The organism is Muriicola marianensis (genome assembly GCF_014638095.1).
GTDB lineage: Bacteria > Bacteroidota > Bacteroidia > Flavobacteriales > Flavobacteriaceae > Muriicola > Muriicola marianensis.
Window position 1 is genome coordinate 1,683,936 of the sequence record NZ_BMFH01000001.1, and the last position, 19,089, is coordinate 1,703,024.

Annotated in this window: 18 protein-coding genes; 9 read left to right on the forward strand and 9 right to left on the reverse strand. The window is 48.1% G+C overall.

Annotated features, from left to right (window positions below):
• The first annotated feature begins 118 nt into the window (after positions 1–118).
• The 4 genes from IEV19_RS07635 to IEV19_RS07650 all read left to right on the forward strand — a co-directional run bounded on the left by IEV19_RS07635 (position 119) and on the right by IEV19_RS07650 (position 4,802).
• On the forward strand, positions 119–787 hold the full coding sequence (locus IEV19_RS07635; protein ID WP_188370061.1) for a succinate dehydrogenase cytochrome b subunit: 669 nt from the start codon (positions 119–121) through the stop codon (positions 785–787).
• A 3-nt stretch (positions 788–790) separates the two neighbouring features.
• A complete protein-coding gene (locus IEV19_RS07640; protein ID WP_188370062.1) occupies positions 791–2,794 on the forward strand; it encodes a fumarate reductase/succinate dehydrogenase flavoprotein subunit in 2,004 nt (667 codons plus the stop codon).
• A 6-nt stretch (positions 2,795–2,800) separates the two neighbouring features.
• Entirely contained in the window at positions 2,801–3,547 is a 747-nt protein-coding gene (locus IEV19_RS07645; protein ID WP_188370063.1) for a succinate dehydrogenase/fumarate reductase iron-sulfur subunit, read from the forward strand.
• A 106-nt stretch (positions 3,548–3,653) separates the two neighbouring features.
• Complete coding sequence (locus IEV19_RS07650) at positions 3,654–4,802, forward strand: methionine aminotransferase (RefSeq protein ID WP_308418529.1); 1,149 nt, start codon at positions 3,654–3,656, stop codon at positions 4,800–4,802.
• Here the strand turns inward: IEV19_RS07650 and IEV19_RS07655 are convergent, their stop codons facing one another.
• From IEV19_RS07655 to trhO, 8 genes are all read right to left on the reverse strand, one after another.
• Complete coding sequence (locus IEV19_RS07655; RefSeq protein ID WP_188370064.1) at positions 4,803–5,954, reverse strand: serine hydrolase domain-containing protein; 1,152 nt, start codon at positions 5,952–5,954, stop codon at positions 4,803–4,805. It abuts the gene before it with no gap.
• Between the two features lie 15 nt (positions 5,955–5,969).
• On the reverse strand, positions 5,970–6,494 hold the full coding sequence (locus IEV19_RS07660) for a GNAT family N-acetyltransferase (RefSeq protein ID WP_188370065.1): 525 nt from the start codon (positions 6,492–6,494) through the stop codon (positions 5,970–5,972).
• Positions 6,495–6,819: 325 nt separating this feature from the next.
• Positions 6,820–7,473 (reverse strand): CoA transferase subunit B, encoded by a 654-nt coding sequence (locus IEV19_RS07665; RefSeq protein ID WP_188370066.1) that lies wholly within the window; start codon positions 7,471–7,473, stop codon positions 6,820–6,822.
• On the reverse strand, positions 7,473–8,174 hold the full coding sequence (locus IEV19_RS07670; protein ID WP_188370067.1) for a CoA transferase subunit A: 702 nt from the start codon (positions 8,172–8,174) through the stop codon (positions 7,473–7,475). Before IEV19_RS07670 ends, IEV19_RS07665 begins: the two co-directional genes overlap by 1 nt.
• Positions 8,175–8,189: 15 nt before the next feature.
• Complete coding sequence (locus tag IEV19_RS07675; RefSeq protein ID WP_188370068.1) at positions 8,190–10,532, reverse strand: penicillin-binding protein 1A; 2,343 nt, start codon at positions 10,530–10,532, stop codon at positions 8,190–8,192.
• Positions 10,533–10,535: 3 nt separating this feature from the next.
• The gene (locus tag IEV19_RS07680; RefSeq protein ID WP_188370069.1) at positions 10,536–11,018 is read right to left on the reverse strand and encodes a gliding motility lipoprotein GldH; all 483 of its coding nucleotides are present in this window, start codon (positions 11,016–11,018) and stop codon (positions 10,536–10,538) included.
• The gene (locus IEV19_RS07685) at positions 11,011–12,177 is read right to left on the reverse strand and encodes a PSP1 domain-containing protein (RefSeq protein WP_188370070.1); all 1,167 of its coding nucleotides are present in this window, start codon (positions 12,175–12,177) and stop codon (positions 11,011–11,013) included. The genes IEV19_RS07680 and IEV19_RS07685 overlap by 8 nt, the downstream gene beginning before the upstream one ends.
• 87 nt (positions 12,178–12,264) lie before the next feature.
• On the reverse strand, positions 12,265–13,335 hold the full coding sequence (gene trhO / locus IEV19_RS07690) for an oxygen-dependent tRNA uridine(34) hydroxylase TrhO (protein WP_188370071.1): 1,071 nt from the start codon (positions 13,333–13,335) through the stop codon (positions 12,265–12,267).
• A 271-nt stretch (positions 13,336–13,606) separates the two neighbouring features.
• Here trhO and recA point away from each other — a divergent pair, with 271 nt between their 5' ends.
• The 4 genes from recA to IEV19_RS07710 all read left to right on the forward strand — a co-directional run bounded on the left by recA (position 13,607) and on the right by IEV19_RS07710 (position 17,143).
• On the forward strand, positions 13,607–14,614 hold the full coding sequence (recA, locus tag IEV19_RS07695; RefSeq protein WP_188370072.1) for a recombinase RecA: 1,008 nt from the start codon (positions 13,607–13,609) through the stop codon (positions 14,612–14,614).
• 67 nt (positions 14,615–14,681) lie between these two features.
• Positions 14,682–15,101 (forward strand): hypothetical protein, encoded by a 420-nt coding sequence (locus IEV19_RS07700; protein ID WP_188370073.1) that lies wholly within the window; start codon positions 14,682–14,684, stop codon positions 15,099–15,101.
• A 40-nt stretch (positions 15,102–15,141) separates the two neighbouring features.
• Positions 15,142–15,672 carry an RNA polymerase sigma factor gene (locus IEV19_RS07705; RefSeq protein ID WP_188370074.1) on the forward strand — a complete coding sequence of 177 codons (531 nt, stop codon included), beginning with the start codon at positions 15,142–15,144 and terminating at the stop codon, positions 15,670–15,672.
• Positions 15,673–15,682: 10 nt separating this feature from the next.
• Complete coding sequence (locus IEV19_RS07710) at positions 15,683–17,143, forward strand: outer membrane beta-barrel protein (RefSeq protein WP_188370075.1); 1,461 nt, start codon at positions 15,683–15,685, stop codon at positions 17,141–17,143.
• 95 nt (positions 17,144–17,238) lie between these two features.
• On the opposite strand, the gene IEV19_RS07715 is transcribed toward IEV19_RS07710, so the two are convergent.
• Positions 17,239–17,979 (reverse strand): lysophospholipid acyltransferase family protein, encoded by a 741-nt coding sequence (locus IEV19_RS07715; RefSeq protein WP_188370076.1) that lies wholly within the window; start codon positions 17,977–17,979, stop codon positions 17,239–17,241.
• Positions 17,980–18,051: 72 nt separating this feature from the next.
• On the opposite strand from IEV19_RS07715, the gene trpS reads away from it, so the two are divergent.
• Positions 18,052–19,020, forward strand: coding sequence for a tryptophan--tRNA ligase (gene trpS, locus IEV19_RS07720; RefSeq protein WP_188370077.1), 969 nt, complete (start codon positions 18,052–18,054; stop codon positions 19,018–19,020).
• Positions 19,021–19,089: the final 69 nt, after the last annotated feature.

Below are 19,089 nucleotides of genomic sequence, written 5' to 3' on the forward strand. Positions count from 1 at the left end.
GGATTCAACAGGGTTGAACACCTGTGAAAATTAGCTCAATACGCCGTAAGTATTGGCCTATTTCGTTTGCTATTGCGGGGGTTCTGCCGTAAATTTGTGACCCTAAACAGTAACTGTAATGAGTAAAATCATACGATCTTCCATAGCCAGAAAAGTCGTAATGGCACTTTCTGGTATTTTTTTGGTCTTATTCCTGGCCTTGCATTTCACCATCAACTTTACTTCGGTCATCTCTCCGGAAACCTTCAATGAATTATCTCATTTCATGGGATACAACGTCATTGTGCAATTTATAATGCAGCCCATCCTGATCGCTGGAGTGGTTATCCATTTCGTGATGGGATTTGTTCTTGAGATTCAGAACAACAGGGCGAGGGGCGTTAAGTACGTACAGTACAAAGGAGGCGCTAACGCTCCCTGGGTGTCCAGGAACATGATCATCTCCGGAGCAGTCATCCTGGCCTTCCTCGGACTTCATTTTTACGATTTCTGGGTACACGAAATGGCCTACAAATACGTGGAAGCCAATCCGGAGGACCCCACCCGGTATTATGCCGAGACCGTTGAGAAATTTGCACCCTTCTGGAGGACCGCTATCTATGTGGTCTCCTTCGGGCTCCTCTCCCTTCACCTGTGGCACGGGTTTGCCTCTTCCTTCCAGACTATGGGGGTCAACAACAAGTATACCCCATCCATTGTCAATTTCACAAAGATATATGCCGTAGCGATCCCCTTAGGTTTCGCCTTTATCGCCATCTATCATCATTTTAATCCGATAATACACTAATATATGGGCATTCTAGACTCCAAAGTTCCAAAAGGGCCCCTGGCCGATAAATGGACCAAACATAAGAACGATATCAACCTGGTAAACCCTGCCAACAAAAGGAATATCGACATCATTGTCGTTGGGACAGGTTTGGCCGGAGGATCTGCCTCAGCCACCCTTGCCGAGCTGGGTTATAACGTAAAGACCTTCTGTTACCAGGACTCTCCGCGCAGGGCGCACTCTATCGCAGCCCAGGGGGGTGTGAATGCTTCCAAGAACTACCAGGGAGACGGGGACAGTGATTACCGCCTCTTTTATGATACCATCAAAGGTGGGGATTACCGATCAAGGGAAGCCAACGTATACCGGCTTGCTGAAGTCTCCGGGAATATCATCGACCAGTGTGTGGCGCAAGGGGTGCCTTTTGCCCGAGAATACGGCGGACTTTTAGACAACCGGTCCTTCGGTGGGGTTTTGGTCTCCCGTACCTTCTACGCTAAAGGTCAGACCGGGCAGCAACTCCTGCTGGGTGCCTATGCAGCTATGAATCGGCAGATCCAAAGGGGAAAGATCAAGTCCTATACCCGTCACGAAATGCTGGATTTAGTGGTGATCGATGGAAAAGCGAGAGGGATCATTGCCCGAGACCTTGTCACAGGTGAGATTGAGAGGCACTCTGCCCATGCCGTGGTCATCGCCTCGGGAGGCTATGGAAACCTCTTCTTCCTCTCAACCTATTGCATGGGAGCCAATGTGATGGCGGCCTGGAGGACCCACAAAAGAGGGGCCTTCTTTGCCAATCCATGCTTTACACAGATTCACCCAACATGTATCCCGGTTTCGGGAGATCACCAGTCTAAGCTCACCCTTATGTCTGAGTCCCTGAGAAATGACGGCCGTATCTGGGTACCTAAGAAACTCGAAGATGCAAAAGCCATTCGGGAAGGGAAATTAAAGCCTACCGAACTTGCTGAGGAAGACAGGGACTATTACCTGGAAAGAAGATATCCTGCATTTGGTAACCTGGTCCCCAGGGACGTCGCATCCCGCGCCGCCAAGGAAAGGTGCGATGCCGGATATGGAGTGAATAAAACGGGAGAGGCCGTATACCTCGATTTTGCATCAGCTATCAAACGATACGGAACTGAGAAAGCCTATACCTCAGGGATCCAGGATCCCGATGAGGACACAGTAAGGAAACTGGGAGAAGAGGTGATCGAAGCCAAATACGGAAACCTCTTCCAGATGTACGAGAAGATCGTAGACCAGAATCCCTATAAGACCCCTATGATGATTTACCCCGCCGTGCACTATACGATGGGCGGACTCTGGGTAGATTACAACCTGATGACCACAGTTCCCGGTTGCTATTCCATTGGGGAATCCAACTTCAGTGACCACGGTGCCAACCGCCTCGGGGCTTCTGCCCTGATGCAGGGACTGGCAGACGGTTATTTTGTCCTGCCCTACACTATCGGTGACTATCTGTCTGACGATATCAGGACAGGAAAGATCCCTACAGACAGCCCGGAATTCGACCAGGCAGAAAAGGACGTCAGGGATAGGCTTAACAAATTAATGTCAGGAAAAGGAAAGCATTCCGTGGATTATTACCACAAGAAGCTCGGGAAGATCATGTGGGACAAATGCGGGATGAGCCGGAATGAGAAAGGCCTGAAAGAGGCCATAAAAGAGATCGCCGAACTGCGTGCGGATTTCTGGGAAAATGTGAAAGTTACCGGTAGTCCGGATTCCAAAAACCAGGAGCTGGAGAAAGCGGGCAGGGTAGCTGATTTCCTGGAGATCGGTGAGCTCTTTGCCAAAGACGCCCTCGAACGCAACGAGTCCTGCGGCGGACACTTCAGGGAAGAGTACCAGACCCCTGAAGGCGAAGCGCTGAGGGATGACAAGAATTACAAGTATGTGGCCGCCTGGGAATACAAAGGCGAGCCCAAAGATGCCAAACTTCACAAGGAAGAACTGGTATATGAGAATATTGAACTTAAGACACGATCATACAAATAAATTGCTATGAAAATATATTTGAAGATATGGCGACAGAAAGACGCCACCTCCAAAGGAAAGATGGTCGATTATACCCTTGACGGGATCGAAGGCGACATGTCCTTTCTGGAAATGCTCGACATCCTCAATGAAGAGCTGATCTCCAAAGGCGAAGAGCCTGTTGAATTCGATCACGACTGTCGGGAAGGGATCTGTGGAACCTGTTCCCTGCAGATCAACGGACGGCCTCACGGACCGGACACCCGTATCACTGCATGCCAGCTGCATATGCGCAGCTTTAAGGACGGGGATACAATCACCATTGAACCTTTCAGGGCCAAGGCATTCCCGGTTGTCAAGGATTTGATCATAGACCGATCTGCCTTCGACAGGATACAGCAGGCAGGAGGTTACATCTCTGTGAATACTTCAGGGAATACCGTTGATGCGAACGCCATTCCGATTGAAAAAGAAAAAGCAGATCTATCTTTTAATGCCGCCACCTGTATCGGTTGCGGTGCCTGTGTGGCTGCTTGTAAAAATGCGAGTGCCATGCTGTTCACCTCAGCCAAGGTATCCCAGTTTGCACTCTTGCCACAGGGTAGGGTTGAAGCTGCAGACCGGGTAATGAATATGGTGAGGCAGATGGATCTGGAAGGATTCGGAAACTGTACCAATACAGGCGCCTGTGAAGTGGAGTGCCCCAAAGGGATCTCCCTTGAGAACATCGCCAGGATGAACAGGGAGTACCTGAGTGCATCTGTCAGAGGATAATAAAATTCTTTTGCTAACCACCCCTGTCCGAAAAGGCAGGGGTTTTTTTATGGATCCCGGTCGATTTCAATTTTACTACCTTTAAAAGAACTTAAAACCACTCCCCTTGATAGATCGTCTTCCTTCCAAATTGCCTGATCTGCAGTCCTCCATCTTTACCGTTGTGGGAAAATGGGCTCACAAGCATCAGGCGCTCAACCTCAGCCAGGGATTTCCGAATTTTGGGGCCGACCCTGAACTCCTGAACTTGGTCTCAAAAGCCTTGGAAGCAGGGTACAATCAATACGCCCCTATGGAGGGCATCTATTCCCTGAGGGAAGTGATCAGTGATAAGATTCATCAACTCTACGGGAGAAGATATGACCCGGATAAGGAGATCACAATGGTAGCCGGAGCCACCCAGGGGATCTTCACAGCCATTACAGCAGTTGTTCACAAGGGCGATGAGGTGATCGTGTTCAAACCTGCGTACGACTGTTATGAGCCCGCCATTGAGCTCAACGGGGGGAAGGTCGTGCCCCTGCAAATGAAAGGGAAGGATTACCGGATCGACTGGGATGAGTTCGGGGCTGCTATCAGCGGGAAGACCCGACTGGTCATCATCAACTCCCCTCACAACCCTACGGGCAACATCCTATCTGAAAATGACATGGAACAACTGTCGGAATCCCTCAGGAACACTGATATCATGGTGCTAAGCGATGAGGTCTATGAGCATATGGTTTTTGACGGGGAAATACACAGAAGCGTTTCCAAATACCCGGAACTCGCCGAGCGGAGCTTTGCCATGGCCTCCTTCGGGAAGACCTTTCACGTGACCGGCTGGAAGATGGGCTATTGTGCTGCCCCTGCCCCTTTGATGAAAGAATTCCGTAAGGTACACGAGTTCAATGTTTACGCCATCAACCACCCCATCCAAAGGGCCCTGGCCGAATACCTGGCTGAACCCGATCATTACCTAGGCCTTTCAGATCTATTCCAGAAAAAACGAGATCTTTTTCTCGATGCGATACATCCCTCACGATTCACTTTTACTCCCAGTAAGGGCACGTACTTTCAACTGCTCGACTACTCCCGTATCACCCAGGAAGGGGATGTGGACTTTGCTAAGCGACTTATATTGGAAAAAGGGATTGCGAGTATACCTGTTTCTGTCTTCAATCTCGGAAATCTGGACCAGAAACACCTTCGTTTCTGTTTTGCCAAGACCGATGAAACGCTCCTGAAGGCTGCGGAGATCCTCAATTCGATCTGATCAGAGAGCCTTTCGCAAGAGGGCCATGAATTCACCCATCTTTGAAGGTTCAAGCCACCGTGTAACCACCACCAGATCGTGTTCCCTGTCGACAACAATGAAATTTCCCCCGAAGCCGGCGGCGTAGAATAGATCTTCAGACCATCCTTCCCAATGCCGTTCTCCTTTGGTATTCAGCCACCAGAGATACCCGTAATTAGGATTGGGAATGGAAGGTGTCGTGGCCTTTTGGATCCAGGTCTCACTGATAATCTGGTCTTGGCTCCATTTGCCTTTGTTGAGGAATAACATCCCGAAACGGGCCATGTCGAGGGTGTTGATAAAGATGCCTCCCCCGCTGTGCCCTCCTCCGGTCACAGATTTTACCTGAACCCCGTCTACCTCGGTCCAGGCATTCTCATAACCAAACCACCTCCAGGTAGAACTCGCACCGATAGGATCCATCACCTCTTCCTTTAAGACTGCCGGGAGGGATTTGCGCCAAACGTGGGTAAGGCAATAGGCCAGCAGGTTTACCCGTACATCATTGTACTCCATCACGGTCCCCGGCTCATTTAGTTCCCTGAATTTCCAGTCGTCCAGATCTCCCTCCCTTGGGGGTCTGTCTGCCCAGTCGAGTCCGCCCCAGAGCTCCCCCGACCAGTCGGAAGTTTGCTGCAGCAAATGCTCCCAGGTGATCTTGGCATTGTGTTCCCCGGAAAAAGTGCCATCCCAGATATATGTATCAACCTTATCTGTTGTGGTGGCAATCAACTCATCGTCCTCTGCCACGCCTGCGACTGTCGAGAGGAAGCTTTTAGTCACACTGAAGGTCATATCTACCCTCCCGACATCCCCCCAGGAAGCAACCAGGTATCCATTTTTCAGGATCATCCCGGCAGGTCCACCTCTCTTCTTGGTGGGACCCAGGATCTCGTGGAAAGGCTCTCTTTTGAACCCTTTGAGGATGGCAATTCTCAGATCGCGGGAACCTGAATATTCATTATTCACAGCAAATTTCACGGCATCATTTATGGCAGATGCATTCATATTCACTTGTTGGGGAGATCGGGTCGTCCATACAGCATGCCTGTCAGGAAAATAGTATGCTTCCTGCCCCCTTGAAGATAGGGCCAGCAACAGAAAAAGCGAAAGAAGCCAAAGTGTTCTCATATCCAAAGTTTAAAATTACAAGGTAGGCAATTGCAGTTTCATCAACCAGTCCATTTGCCTGTCCTTGCCAATATAATAGGGGTGTTTCCCGAACTTTTCAAATCCCAGGCTTTCGTAGAAGGAAATGGCGCCCTTGTTCTCTTCCCAAACTCCAAGCCAAATATAGCGTTTCCTGAGCTCAATGGCTTTTTGGATGACCTCATTGATCATCCGTCTGCCAAGCCCCTTATTCTGGTACTCCGAGACCACATAAATGCGTTCCAGTTCAATGGCCAGGGGATCCTTCAGATCGGTTTGTGCTGCTGCTTCATTGTATTTGAAGTATCCAGCCACTTTCCCTTCATGGTACACAAAATAAAAATGGGATAAGGGGTTCTGTAATTCAGACAACAAAGTCTTTGATGAAAGAGCGGTATTGAGGTAGTGCTGAAAATCCTCAGGGTCGTTCGCGGCTTCGAACGCATCCGAAAATGTCTTTCGTGAGATCTCTGTCAGACTCTCCAAATCTTCAGGTGTACAACGCTTTAAGACCAATTCCACTACACAAGCAAATGAGCCGAAAACTAATAAAAAAAGGAGTAAAACCTATGATTTTACTCCTTTCTTCGCTCGTGTTCCGATATCAGAACATAAACAACTTTTTTGCCAGTTGTAGAACGCCGTGAAAGAAATCGTTCCTGTAGACTTGTACTTTTTCTTCAGAAGGCGCCTGATTAGTCTTTGTGTCCATAGCTTCTTGGGGTTAAGATTAGGTTTAGTTCTTTCATTTTCAAAGGGCTCCTAAAATAATAATAGAACGCAAAAAACCGGCAATAATTGTTGTTAAATTATCGGCAAAAGTTGTGAACTCAGAGAAATGAGAAGTTTATATGACCATTTCCGGAATATCCCCTTCTATGATCAGGTTGCCCTCTGTGGCTTCGGCAATCGTTTCTACTGAAACTCCGGGTGCTCTTTCCAGGAGTTTAAACCCTCCCTCTACTACCTCGAGCACCGCCAGATTGGTGACGATTTTTTTAACGCAGCCCACGCCGGTAAGTGGCAGGGTACAGCGTTTGAGCAATTTGGATTCACCCGCTTTATTGGTGTGGGTCATGGCGACGATGATGTTTTCTGCTGAGGCTACGAGATCCATGGCGCCTCCCATTCCCTTCACCATTTTTCCGGGGATCTTCCAGTTGGCGATGTCCCCGTTCTCCGCCACTTCCATAGCCCCTAAAATGGTCAGGTCTACGTGTTGACCGCGGATCATGGAGAAACTCAGGGCCGAATCGAAGAAGGAGGCTCCCGGGAGGGTGGTTATGGTCTGTTTTCCGGCATTGATGATATCAGCGTCCTCTTCTCCTTCAAAGGGGAAGGGTCCCATTCCCAGAACACCATTTTCACTTTGAAACTCCACATGTATATCACTGCGCACAAAATTGGCTACCAGGGTGGGTATGCCAATTCCCAGGTTGACGTAAAAGCCATCCCTGACTTCCTTCGCTATCCTTTTTGCTATTCCGTTCTTGTCCAGCATCAGTTTCGGGTTCTTACGGTTCGTTGTTCGATTCTCTTTTCGTACTTCTCCCCTTTGAAGATCCTTTGTACAAAGATTCCCGGAATATGAATTTCATTGGGATCAAGAGATCCCGCAGGGAGCAATTCCTCTACCTCTGCAACTGTGATCTTCGCAGCACCACACATACAGGGATTAAAATTCCGAGCTGTGCCTTTGAAGATCAAGTTTCCGGCCTCATCCCCTTTCCATGCCTTTACAAAAGAGAAATCGGCCTTATAAGCGTATTCCAGCACGTACATCTTTCCATTAAACTCACGTGTTTCCTTTCCTTCAGCCACTTCGGTACCAAATCCTGCCGGGGTATAAAAGGCGGGAAATCCGGCCTGGGCCGCCCTGCATTTTTCAGCAAGGGTTCCCTGGGGTGTGAGTTCCACTTCCAATTCTCCGCTCAGCATCTGTCGTTCAAATTCGTCATTTTCACCTACATAGGAGGAGATCATTTTCTTGATCTGGTGCTTTTGCAACAATAATCCCAGACCGAAGTCGTCTACCCCGGCATTATTGCTGATGCACGTCAGGTCCTTGACACCCAGCCTGACCAATTCCGCAATGGCATTCTCCGGGATACCGCAAAGACCGAACCCACCCAACATCAGGGTCATACCGTCCTTTACTCCATCCAGGGCTTCTGCAGGTCCTCCAACTGTTTTTGGGATCATAGTTTGTGGTTTTATTTAGAAATCGAGGTCCAGATCGTCTTCCAGGTCGTCTTCTTCCCCTTCAACCTGTATGACTTTGGAACAATCGAGATTTATGCTCATGTTTTCCGGTGCCGGGAATTCCTCTTTTGAAACACCCAGGTCCGGATTTTCGTAATTCTTTTTCATGTACAGGGCCCAGATAGGCAGGGCCATGGAAGCTCCTTGTCCGTAGTTGATGGACTTAAAGTGAGTGGCGCGCTCTTCCCCTCCAACCCATACTCCTGTGACCAGGTTGGGGACCATACCCATGAACCACCCGTCACTTTGGTTTTGCGTGGTCCCGGTCTTTCCGGCAATAGGATTGGTAAATTCATAAGGATACCCTGTGATGATCTCCTTGTAAAGGGCATCGTTTTTATTAAAACTGTGCCTGAGTCGGGTTCCCGATCCGCCTTCCGTAACCCCTTCGAGGAGGTTGATCATGGCGTAGGCCACTTCCTTGCTCAGTACATCTTTGGTCTCAGGGACGTATTCGTAAAGCACGCTTCCGTTCTTGTCTTCGATACGGGTCACCATGACGGGCTTCACATACACTCCCTGATTGACAAAGGTGCCATAGGCACCCACCATTTCATATACGTTAAAATCGGGTGTTCCCAGGGCAATAGAGGGCACTTCAGGAATCTCCCTGGTAAGGCCGAGGTTTTTTACAATGGAAACGACCGGTTTAGGACCGACCTTGTCGATAAGTTGTGCGGTTACCGTATTTACTGAATTTGCCAGGGCCCTTTTCAGGGTATACATGTTGCCGGAATACCTGCCGTCCGAATTCTTAGGGCACCAGGGTTCGGGGTTGCCGTGTTTCCCTGCTTCTATACAATACTGGCTATCCGGCAGCTCGTCGCAGGGGGACATCCTGAGCTGGTCAATGGCAGCGGCATACACAAAAGGCTTGAAGGTAGACCCGGCCTGCCTTGCGCCCTGAATAACGTTGTCGTATTGAAAATGCTTGTAGTTGATCCCCCCTACCCATGCCTTCACATGGCCGGTCTGGGGTTCCATTGACATCATGGCCGTCCTGAGGATGGTCTTGTAATACCGGATGGAATCCATAGGTGTCATCACGGTATCTTTCTCCCGGGTATCGCTGTTCCAGTCAAATACGGTCATCTCCGTTTTCTGATTGAAGGATTCCCGGATCTCTTCTTCCGACTTTCCGGCTGCTTTCATGGTACGCCACCGTTCGGAATTCTTCATGGCCCTCTCCATGATCGTCTTTATCTCCTCTCTCTCCAGGTCGAGAAATGGAGTTGTAGGGTTACGCTGGGGCGTATTCTGATGAAAGAATTCTGCCTGCAGTTTTTTCATATGTTCCGCCATGGCATCCTCGGCATTCTTCTGCATCCTTGAGTCGATGGTAGTGTACACCTTCAGCCCGTCGAGATATATGTTCCAGGTCTCTCTTTCCCCTTCTGCCACGACCGGTTTTGGGTTGTTTTTGATCCAGTTGTTTAAAAACCCCTGCAGGTACATCCTGAAATAGGTGGCCAGACCTTCCCTGTGCGATTCGGGACTGAAATTGATGTCCATTTTCAAGGCCTGGAGTGAATCTTTCTCCTCCTCAGTAATGTACTCGTATTTCTCCATCTGGGAGAGGACGGTATTACGCCTGTCGAGTACCAGTTGCTCTCTTCGGATGGGATTGTAGAGGGACGAGTTTTTCAGCATCCCGACCAGGACCGCAGACTCCTCAGTTTTCAGGTCCTTGGGTTCCTTTCCAAAATAGATCCTGGAGGCCGACCGGATCCCGTCGGCATTATAGCCAAAGTCGTAGATGTTCATGTACATGGCTATGATCTCCTCTTTCGTATAATTGCGTTCAAGCCTGGTTGCGATCACCCATTCCTTGATCTTCTGGGTAACCGCCTGGAATAGATTTTTTGATCTTACTCCCACGAATAACTGACGTGCCAACTGTTGGGAAATAGTACTGGCACCTCCTCTTTGACCCAGGAAGATAAAGGCCCTCATCGTACCTATACCATCGATCCCGGAATGATCGTAGTATCGTGCATCTTCGGTGGCGACCAGGGCATTGACAAGATTTTCAGGCAGGTCTTCGTAAGCCACAGGGGTCCTGTTGTCATCCAGGTAAAATTTACCTAAGGTGGCCCCGTCAGAGGATATGATCTCGGTGGCGAGATTGGTCTGTGGGTTTTCGAGCCGTTCAAAGGTTGGCATCTCCCCAAACACTCCCCAGGCAGCTAGCAGGAAGATCAGGAATACTCCCAGGATACCGCTGAGAAACAGGATCCAGAACCATTTGATAAAAGGGTGAAATGAATTGTCGACAGATTTTTTCTTTGCTTTCGCCATGTTCTAACGCCTTTCAATTTCCAGACCCACATCGGTGATTCCTTCCAATTCGGATATCCCCTCAACGCTTCCGTTTTTCCGCATGGCCTGTTCTATTCGTATTGTATATACGCCTGAAACGGGCAATTTGATGTTTTCCTTGTACCAAAGCTTGTTTTCTTTGATACTTCCATAACCTAAACCCAGCCAGGTCCCGTCTGCCTCAGCCATCACATACTCCAGGGTATCACGTGTTGTCTCGCCCTCAGGGGATTCCAATTCCGTGATCAGAAACAGGTTGCTGTAGGGAAAACTCTCATCATTCCTGACATTGATATAAAAATCATAAACCTGGTCTGAACTCAGTTCAGGCGTCTTGAATTCTGCAATGTCATCCCTGTCCCACCGACCGTTCTCAAGGGGGTGGAATTCAGAGAATTCTACGGCATTGCCGCATCCGGTCAACAGAGCTCCCAGGAAGATCAAAAGGTATGTTGCTCTATGCATTTTTCCTTGAGGATTTTGCCGGATTCCTCCTTCTTTTGTTGTTCTTTTTCCTTCGTTTTTTCTGCTTTGGCCTGTCGAATCGCGTGAGGCTGTCCTGGCCGGAAGAATTGTCGAATAGTGCTGCCTCTCTTTCCACATTGTCGGTGGCATAGATCTCCAGGCTCGCCACTTTTTCCTTCGACTTGTTCTTCTGTATGATCTCCTGCACCTGCTCCTTTGTCAGGGTATGCCATCGAGACGGGTCCTCCTTGTAGGAATACCAAAGCAACCCTTTGAAGATATCTGTTTTTTGGCAAAAAGCAGTACCCTTTTCAGTGAAGAGTTTGCTTTCCTGTGGAGGGAAATCTTTGAGCGCCTCCAGGTACATGTCGAGTTCGTAATTGAGGCAGCATTTCAACTTGCCACACTGCCCTGCGAGTTTTTGTGGGTTCAGGGAAAGTTGCTGATATCTGGCTGCCGAGGTGCTGACCGACCTGAAATCTGTAAGCCAGGTAGAACAACAAAGTTCCCTTCCACAAGAACCGATTCCGCCGAGTCTCTGGGCCTCCTGCCTGTATCCGATCTGCCTCATTTCGATCCGGATCCCAAAGGCCTTGGCCATGTCTTTGATAAGCTGCCTGAAGTCTACCCTGTCTTCTGCTGTGTAATAAAAAGTAGCCTTGGAACCGTCTCCCTGGAATTCCACATCCGAGATCTTCATTTGAAGTCGGAGCAGGATGGCCATTTCGCGCGACCTTTTCTTGATCTCATCTTCCTTCCCCCTGCATTTCTGCCATTTGTCTATGTCCTTCTGGGTAGCTTTCCTGTAGATCTTGGGCAGCTCTGCATCGTCGTAGGCCACCTTTTTCTTTTTCATCTGTATGCGGACGAGTTCTCCGGTGAGTGTCACGATGCCCACGTCATGGCCTGATTTGGCCTGCGTGGCGACAATATCTCCAATGGAAAGTGGTATATCCTCAGGAACCCGGAAGAATTCCTTCCTGCTGTTTTTAAACCTGACCTCCACACAGTCGAATCGCTTTTCCCCATTGGGGAGAGACATGTTGGAGAGCCAGTCAAATACCGTTAACTTATTACAACCATCCGTACCGCAAGTACCATTGTTCTTGCATCCCCTAGGTTGTCCATCCTTGACGGTTGAACAACTGCTACAACCCATAATTCTTTATCTTGATTTGAACAAGAACACCCGGGTCCTTGCCAAAAAAGGTTCGTAAAAATTCTTACGGGTAAAGATACTATTTTTTTAGTGTGAAGTAAAAGAGTTGCTGACAGGCTCCTGAGGTGGTTTTTTATAGACCAGGACCTCCGAGCGACCTTTTTTAAAGATCTTATTGCTCTTTGATATTCCCTTTCTGAGCTCCTTCTGAACCTCTTCGGGCAGGGCGATGACCTCCTGGCATTCATGAGAACAGCAATGGTCCATCTTCTCCGCACAGGACTCACATTGGATAAACAAGAGGTGGCAGGCCTCGTTGGCGCAATTTACATGGGTGTCACAAGGTTCCCCACACTGATGGCAATTGGATATGATGTCATCGGATATGCGTTCACTTCTCCTCTGATCAAAGACAAAATTTTTGCCCATGAACTTGTTCTCCAGTCCTTTGGCCTTTACCTGCCTGGTGTAATCAATGATACCCCCTTCGAGCTGGTAGACCTGCTTGAATCCCTTATGCCTGTAGTAGGCACTCGCTTTTTCACATCGGATACCTCCGGTGCAATACATGACCAGTTTCTTATCCTCTTTGTGGTCTGATAGCTGTTGTTCAATTATATCGAGTGAGTCCCGGAAGGTATCCACATCCGGGGTGATGGCGTTCTTGAAATGACCTATCTCACTTTCGTAATGGTTGCGCATGTCTACCAGGAGCGTATCCGGGTCCTCAATGAGTTCGTTGAACTGTTCTGCACCCACGTGGATCCCTTTGTCAGTGACGTCAAAGGTGTCGTCATTCAGACCGTCTGCGACGATCTTGTCACGAACTTTGATCTTCAGTTTCAGGAAGGATTTATTGTCGTGTTCGATGGCGATGTTCAAGCGGACGTTTTCCAGGAAGCTGATACTGTCCAGATGGGCTTTAAAAGCATCAAAATTCTCGGCGGGAACAGAAAGTTGGGCATTGATCCCTTCATGGGCCACATAGATCCTGCCCAGGACGTCCAGTGCGTCCCATGCCACAAAAAGATGGTTCCTGAAAATTTGAGGATTGCCGATGTGTGCGTATCTGTAGAAGGAAATCGTGAGACGGTCCTTGCCGGCCTCTTCAATAAGGGCTTCCCTTTCTTTCGCACTTAATGTATTGTACAGTTGCATGCTATACCGTAATTAAGGTGAATGAAAATGAAGGACAAAAGTACAATTTTTGCAGGGTAATCAAATAAAAAAGGGCCCTGATTGTCAGGACCCTTTACGATCACTTTAATGAAATCTTCTTTTCCATAGTAGTCAAAACCAATAAAGTGAACAAGATTTAATAATGCTTTTGAAGTAGATGGGTTTATTTCAAAAAGGTTGCTTTTCTGATTGTGATATGCAAAAAGAAGTGGTAATTTTATCACCCTTTTTAATTTAAGACACAGAAGACATGAGCAGTGAGAAAGAAGCCAAGTTGAAAGCCCTTAAACTTACCCTGGACAAACTCGACAAGACCTATGGGAAGGGGGCTGTTATGAAGATGGGGGATGATGTGGTCGCTGATGTAGAGGTGATCTCATCGGGTTCGCTCGGTCTGGATATCGCCCTGGGAGTTGGAGGCTATCCAAGAGGCAGGGTGATCGAGATCTATGGTCCCGAATCTTCGGGAAAGACAACCCTGACGTTGCACGCGATTGCGGAAGCGCAAAAGAATGGAGGCATTGCGGCTTTTATTGATGCAGAACACGCATTCGACCGTTTTTATGCCCAAAAGCTGGGAGTGGATATTGACAACCTCATCATTTCACAACCCGATCACGGGGAACAGGCTCTTGAGATCGCTGACAATTTGATCCGTTCCGGGGCCATCGACATCGTGATCATAGATTCTGTGGCCGCCCTTACGCCAAAAAGCGAGATAGAAGGCGAGATGGGAGATTCCAAGATGGGATTGCACGCCCGACTCATGTCACAGGCGTTGAGGAAACTCACCGCATCTATTAGCAAGACCCATTGTACCGTGATCTTTATCAACCAGTTGAGGGAAAAGATCGGGGTCATGTTTGGTAATCCCGAAACCACTACCGGAGGTAATGCCCTTAAATTTTACGCTTCTGTCAGGCTCGATATCCGCAGATCTACCCAGATCAAGGATTCCGATGGAAATGTTCAGGGTAACAAAACCCGGGTGAAAGTGGTTAAGAACAAGGTGGCGCCACCTTTCAAGACGGCCGAATTCGACATTATGTACGGGGAAGGGATCTCCAAGGTTGGGGAAATTCTGGACCTGGGGGTTGAATTCGAGATCATCAAAAAGAGCGGGTCCTGGTTCAGTTACGGTGATACGAAGCTCGGACAGGGAAGGGATGCCGTGAAGGTCCTTCTTCAGGATAATCCCGAGCTACTCGAGGAACTCGAGGAGAAGATCAAAGAGGCCATTACCGCCATTAAGGTATAGACCTTTCTCTTCCAGCCCAAAGCAACCTTTATCCCTTAACTTCATCTTAGGGAAAACCTGTAATGAGATGAGCTTAAAGAAACCCTTATCCCTGTTGCTTTGCGTAGTTTTTCTCGGGCTTTCATCCTGTAAGCTGGAAGATGACCGCGTGAATTTCAGATTTGTACCCCTGCAGATCCTTAGCGTAGATCTTCCGGAATCATTCGAACTCAATGAGACCTATGAGATCAGGGTGACCTACCTGCGTCCCAGCGCCTGTGTTTTCTTTGAAGGATTTGATATCACTAAAGAAGGCGTAACCACGCGAAATGTGGTTGCCATCGGTACAGATTTCTACGATGAAGTATGCACCCTGGCCACTGAAGAACTCGAAGCCTCATTTAATTTTATCTGTCTTTACGATGAGCCCTATCTCTTCCGATTCTGGACAGGGGAGGATGAGAATGGGAATCAGCAGTACATAGAGGTGGAAGTCCCCGTGAACTGATCGTAATTTAGGGAGCAGGGATCAAAATCTGACCAACATTTTGGATCTGAAAAAGCTCATACATCGTTGCATAAAAGGAGACAGGAAGGCTCAGGAAAAGCTTTACCGGAAGTATTCCGCTGTCTTATTTGGACTTTGTCTGAAGTATTCCCGAAATAAGATGGAGGCCGAAGACAATCTGCACGATAGCTTCCTCACTATCTATGACAAGATAGACCAGTTCAAGTTCAAGGGCTCCTTCGAAGGTTGGTTAAAGCGGATCACTGTGAATACCGTTTTGCAGAAGTATCGAAAGGAGCAATTCATGAATGTGGTCTCCGATAATTTGAAAGAGGAAGAGGAGGTTGAATTCGAATATGCCGACGTGCAGCTCTCCACCTTATTGCAATACGTACAGGAGCTGCCGACAAAATACAGGCTTACCTTCAACCTGTATGTACTTGACGGGTATACCCACAAGGAGATCAGCGAAATGCTCGGAACCTCAACAGGGACCTCCAAATCTAATCTCTCCAGGGCTAAAATGATCTTGAAGGAGAAGTTAAAGAAAGAAAATATCAACATCGCTTAATTCCATGGGCATGAAAAAGAAAGACATAGAAAAGGTATTCCGGGAAAAGCTCGAAAATTTCAGTCAGATCCCAGAGGAACACGTCTGGGAAAGGGTATCGGCATCACTGGACAAAAAGAAGAGTAAACGAAGGATCCTTCCCGTATGGTGGCGGATAGCCGGCGTGGCGGCCCTGCTTATTGCAGGCCTTTTCCTCTTTCTTCCCGACGGGGATGTTCCCAACCCTTCAGAATCCGTAACGGAAACCCCATCAGTTAGTCCTGCAGACCCTGAACCGGGGTTGATGGATCTGGAAAATACCGAAGACCCAAATAATTCGATCGTCATCTCACAAGAAGATCGTGTGAATGGTCAGGAAACATTAAATGGAAGTCAGGAAGATACAGGAACTGAAAACACAAAAGGTAATGGTTTGAATACCGCTCCGTTAAAAGGGCAAACAACCCTGGCCCGGAATGAACCTTCCATTTCCGGAGATGCCATGGAGAATGTGGAATCATCTTCTCGAAAGGATGCTGCTGAATCCGAGGAAATAGCTTTGGGGCGTGCGCCGATGGCCGGAAAGGAAAATGGAGAAAAGGACATCAAAAAAGAGGTAACCCCTGAACAAACTGTCGCTAAGAATTCAGAGAAAGAACAGGCTGAAGAGGTTCCAGTTCCCGAAACTGAGAAAACTGATGAAAAGCCGTCTATTCTGGAAGCTATTGCGGCCCAGGAAGAGGAGTTGATCGAAGAAAGATCAGGAGGAAAATGGGAAGTAGGTCCTAGGGTTGCCCCGGTCTTCTTCAGTTCACTGGCCCAGGGTTCTCCTATCCATTCGAGTTTCAGGGATAACGCAAAATCCGGAAATGTCAATATGAGTTATGGGGTTGCTGTTAGCTACGAGCTCGCAAAAAGGCTGAAAGTGAGATCAGGAGTACACAGGGTCGATTTTGGCTATGACACAAGGGATGTTTCTTTTTCCTCCTCCCTGAATGCAAATACGAACGGGATCATCAACAACATCGACTACAATCTCAGTTCGCGGAATCTCGTAGTGAGGAGCAATACCAATAGCGGAAAACTCGACCTTGAGAATGCACAGGATGTGGCCGGACCGGATCCTTCCCTGAACGGGAAGATGGTCCAGGAATTCGGGTATCTGGAAGTCCCCCTGGAGCTGACCTATGCGCTGGTTGAGCGCAAAGTAGGCGTCAGCCTGGTTGGAGGAATCAGTTCTCTATTTCTCACCAATAATACCGTAGTCCTTGAATCAAACGGGAATACCACTGAAATGGGCGAGGCAAATAATATAAACGACCTCAACTTCAGTACGAATTTTGGGATAGGCGTCTCCTATGAGATCAACGATAAATTACGACTGAACCTGGAGCCTATGTTCAAATATCAACTGAACACCTTTACCGATACCTCAGGGAATTTTCAGCCGTTTTCCATGGGGGTCTATTCCGGGCTTAATTTCAGGTTCTAAGATGTTGGTTAGGTTGGTTGCTGCCTTCTCAGCGACCCTGAAGCACCTCGCATCTCCGCGGGGTGTTTTTTTATACCGTTGTGTATATTATGACATTAGACGTCCTCCAGAAGTTTCTTCAACATGAAATCCCTGGTGGAATCCCTCAGAGGAATTGCTTGATTTTCGCTAAGAGTTTCGGTTTTAATAAAAGGGTATACACTTACCCGTAAAATTCCGGGGCCACTTCCTTTCAAGGTAAAAGGGAAGCGTTCCTTTGCATCAAAAAAGATCATAGGAACGATCGGTATTTTATGTGAGATCCCCATCTTAAAAGCCCCGTCCTTAAATGAATCCAGGACCACATCCTCCGGGGGTACACCACCTTCCGGAAATATACATATACTCAGGCCCTGGTCCAGCCTTCGTTGTGCCCGCCAATACACCCCCATCCTACTTTTACTGTCGTCCCTGTCTACCATGATACATACCCTTTTGTAGAAAAATCCGAAGATGGGGATCCTGACCAGTTCCTTTTTTCCAACAAAGACGAAGGGATTCCGACTAGCCCTGAGCATAAGCATAATGTCCAGCATGCTCGTATGGTTGGCGATCAACATATAACTTTTACCTCGAATCAGCTTTTCTTGATAACTGATCTTAGGAATACAGCCCATTCCATAGAGGATCAAATTGGCCCAGATATTCCTGGCCAGCCAGAAAAATTGCGGATAGGTCTTTTCGGAGAGGGTTAGGAGCACCAGAAGAGGAGAGAAAAATAAAATCGGAATCGCCACCAGTATGTAAAACCAAACGCGGTACAGCAGTTGGCCGATCCAGATAAGTCCTTTTAACATGGAATCAAAAATAACAATTTTAGCAGGGTTCTAGGATTTCTTTTACTTTTGTCATTCTTTACCAGAAGGCATATGGCGCGAATATTAACAGGGATTCAAAGTACGGGTACACCGCACCTGGGCAACCTGCTTGGGGCGATCATCCCGGCCATTGAGATGGCCGGTGACTCCCGCAATGAATCCTTCCTTTTTATAGCCGATATGCACTCCCTTACCCAGATCAAAAACGGGGAGGAATTGAGGATGAATACATACGCCACCGCCGCCGCCTGGCTGGCTTTTGGCCTGGATGTGGAAAAAACGGTGTTCTATCGCCAGAGCGATGTACCCCAGGTAACCGAACTGGCCTGGTACCTGAGTTGTTTCTTTCCTTACCAGAGACTGACACTCGCCCATTCCTTCAAGGATAAGGCAGACCGACTGGGAGATGTCAACGCAGGCCTGTTCACCTATCCCATGTTGATGGCGGCAGACATTCTGCTTTACGACGCAGACATAGTGCCCGTGGGAAAAGATCAGCTTCAGCACCTCGAAATGACAAGGGATGTAGCCTCGCGATTCCACGCCCAACTGGGGGAAACCTTCGTGATGCCCGAAGCCAGGGTAAAGGAAGAGACCATGTATATCCCCGGAACAGACGGGGAAAAAATGAGCAAGAGCAAAGGGAACCTTATCGATATCTTCCTTCCTGAAAAACAACTCAAAAAACAGATCATGGGGATCCAGACAGACAGCACTCCCCTCGAAGATCCCAAGGACCCGGATAAGGACACAGTCTTCGCCCTGTATTCGTTACTGGCCTCCCCTGCTGATGTAAAGCAGATGAGAGAAAATTACCTCGGCGGGAATTACGGGTACGGTCACGCTAAAAAAGCCTTATTAGAATGTATTCTTGAGAAATTTGAGGTGCCCAGAAAAAAGTTCCTCTACTACATGGAAAACCTATCTGAAGTAGACGAATTATTACATCTGGGATCACAAAAGGCTCAAAAAGTGGCCGATGAAGTACTGCAGAGAGTGAGGGAAAAACTAGGATATTAGAAATTTGTCAAACCGACTAATCAGTTGGTCTATTTACCTCCGGGATTTTTTAATCTGTCCCTTTCCATG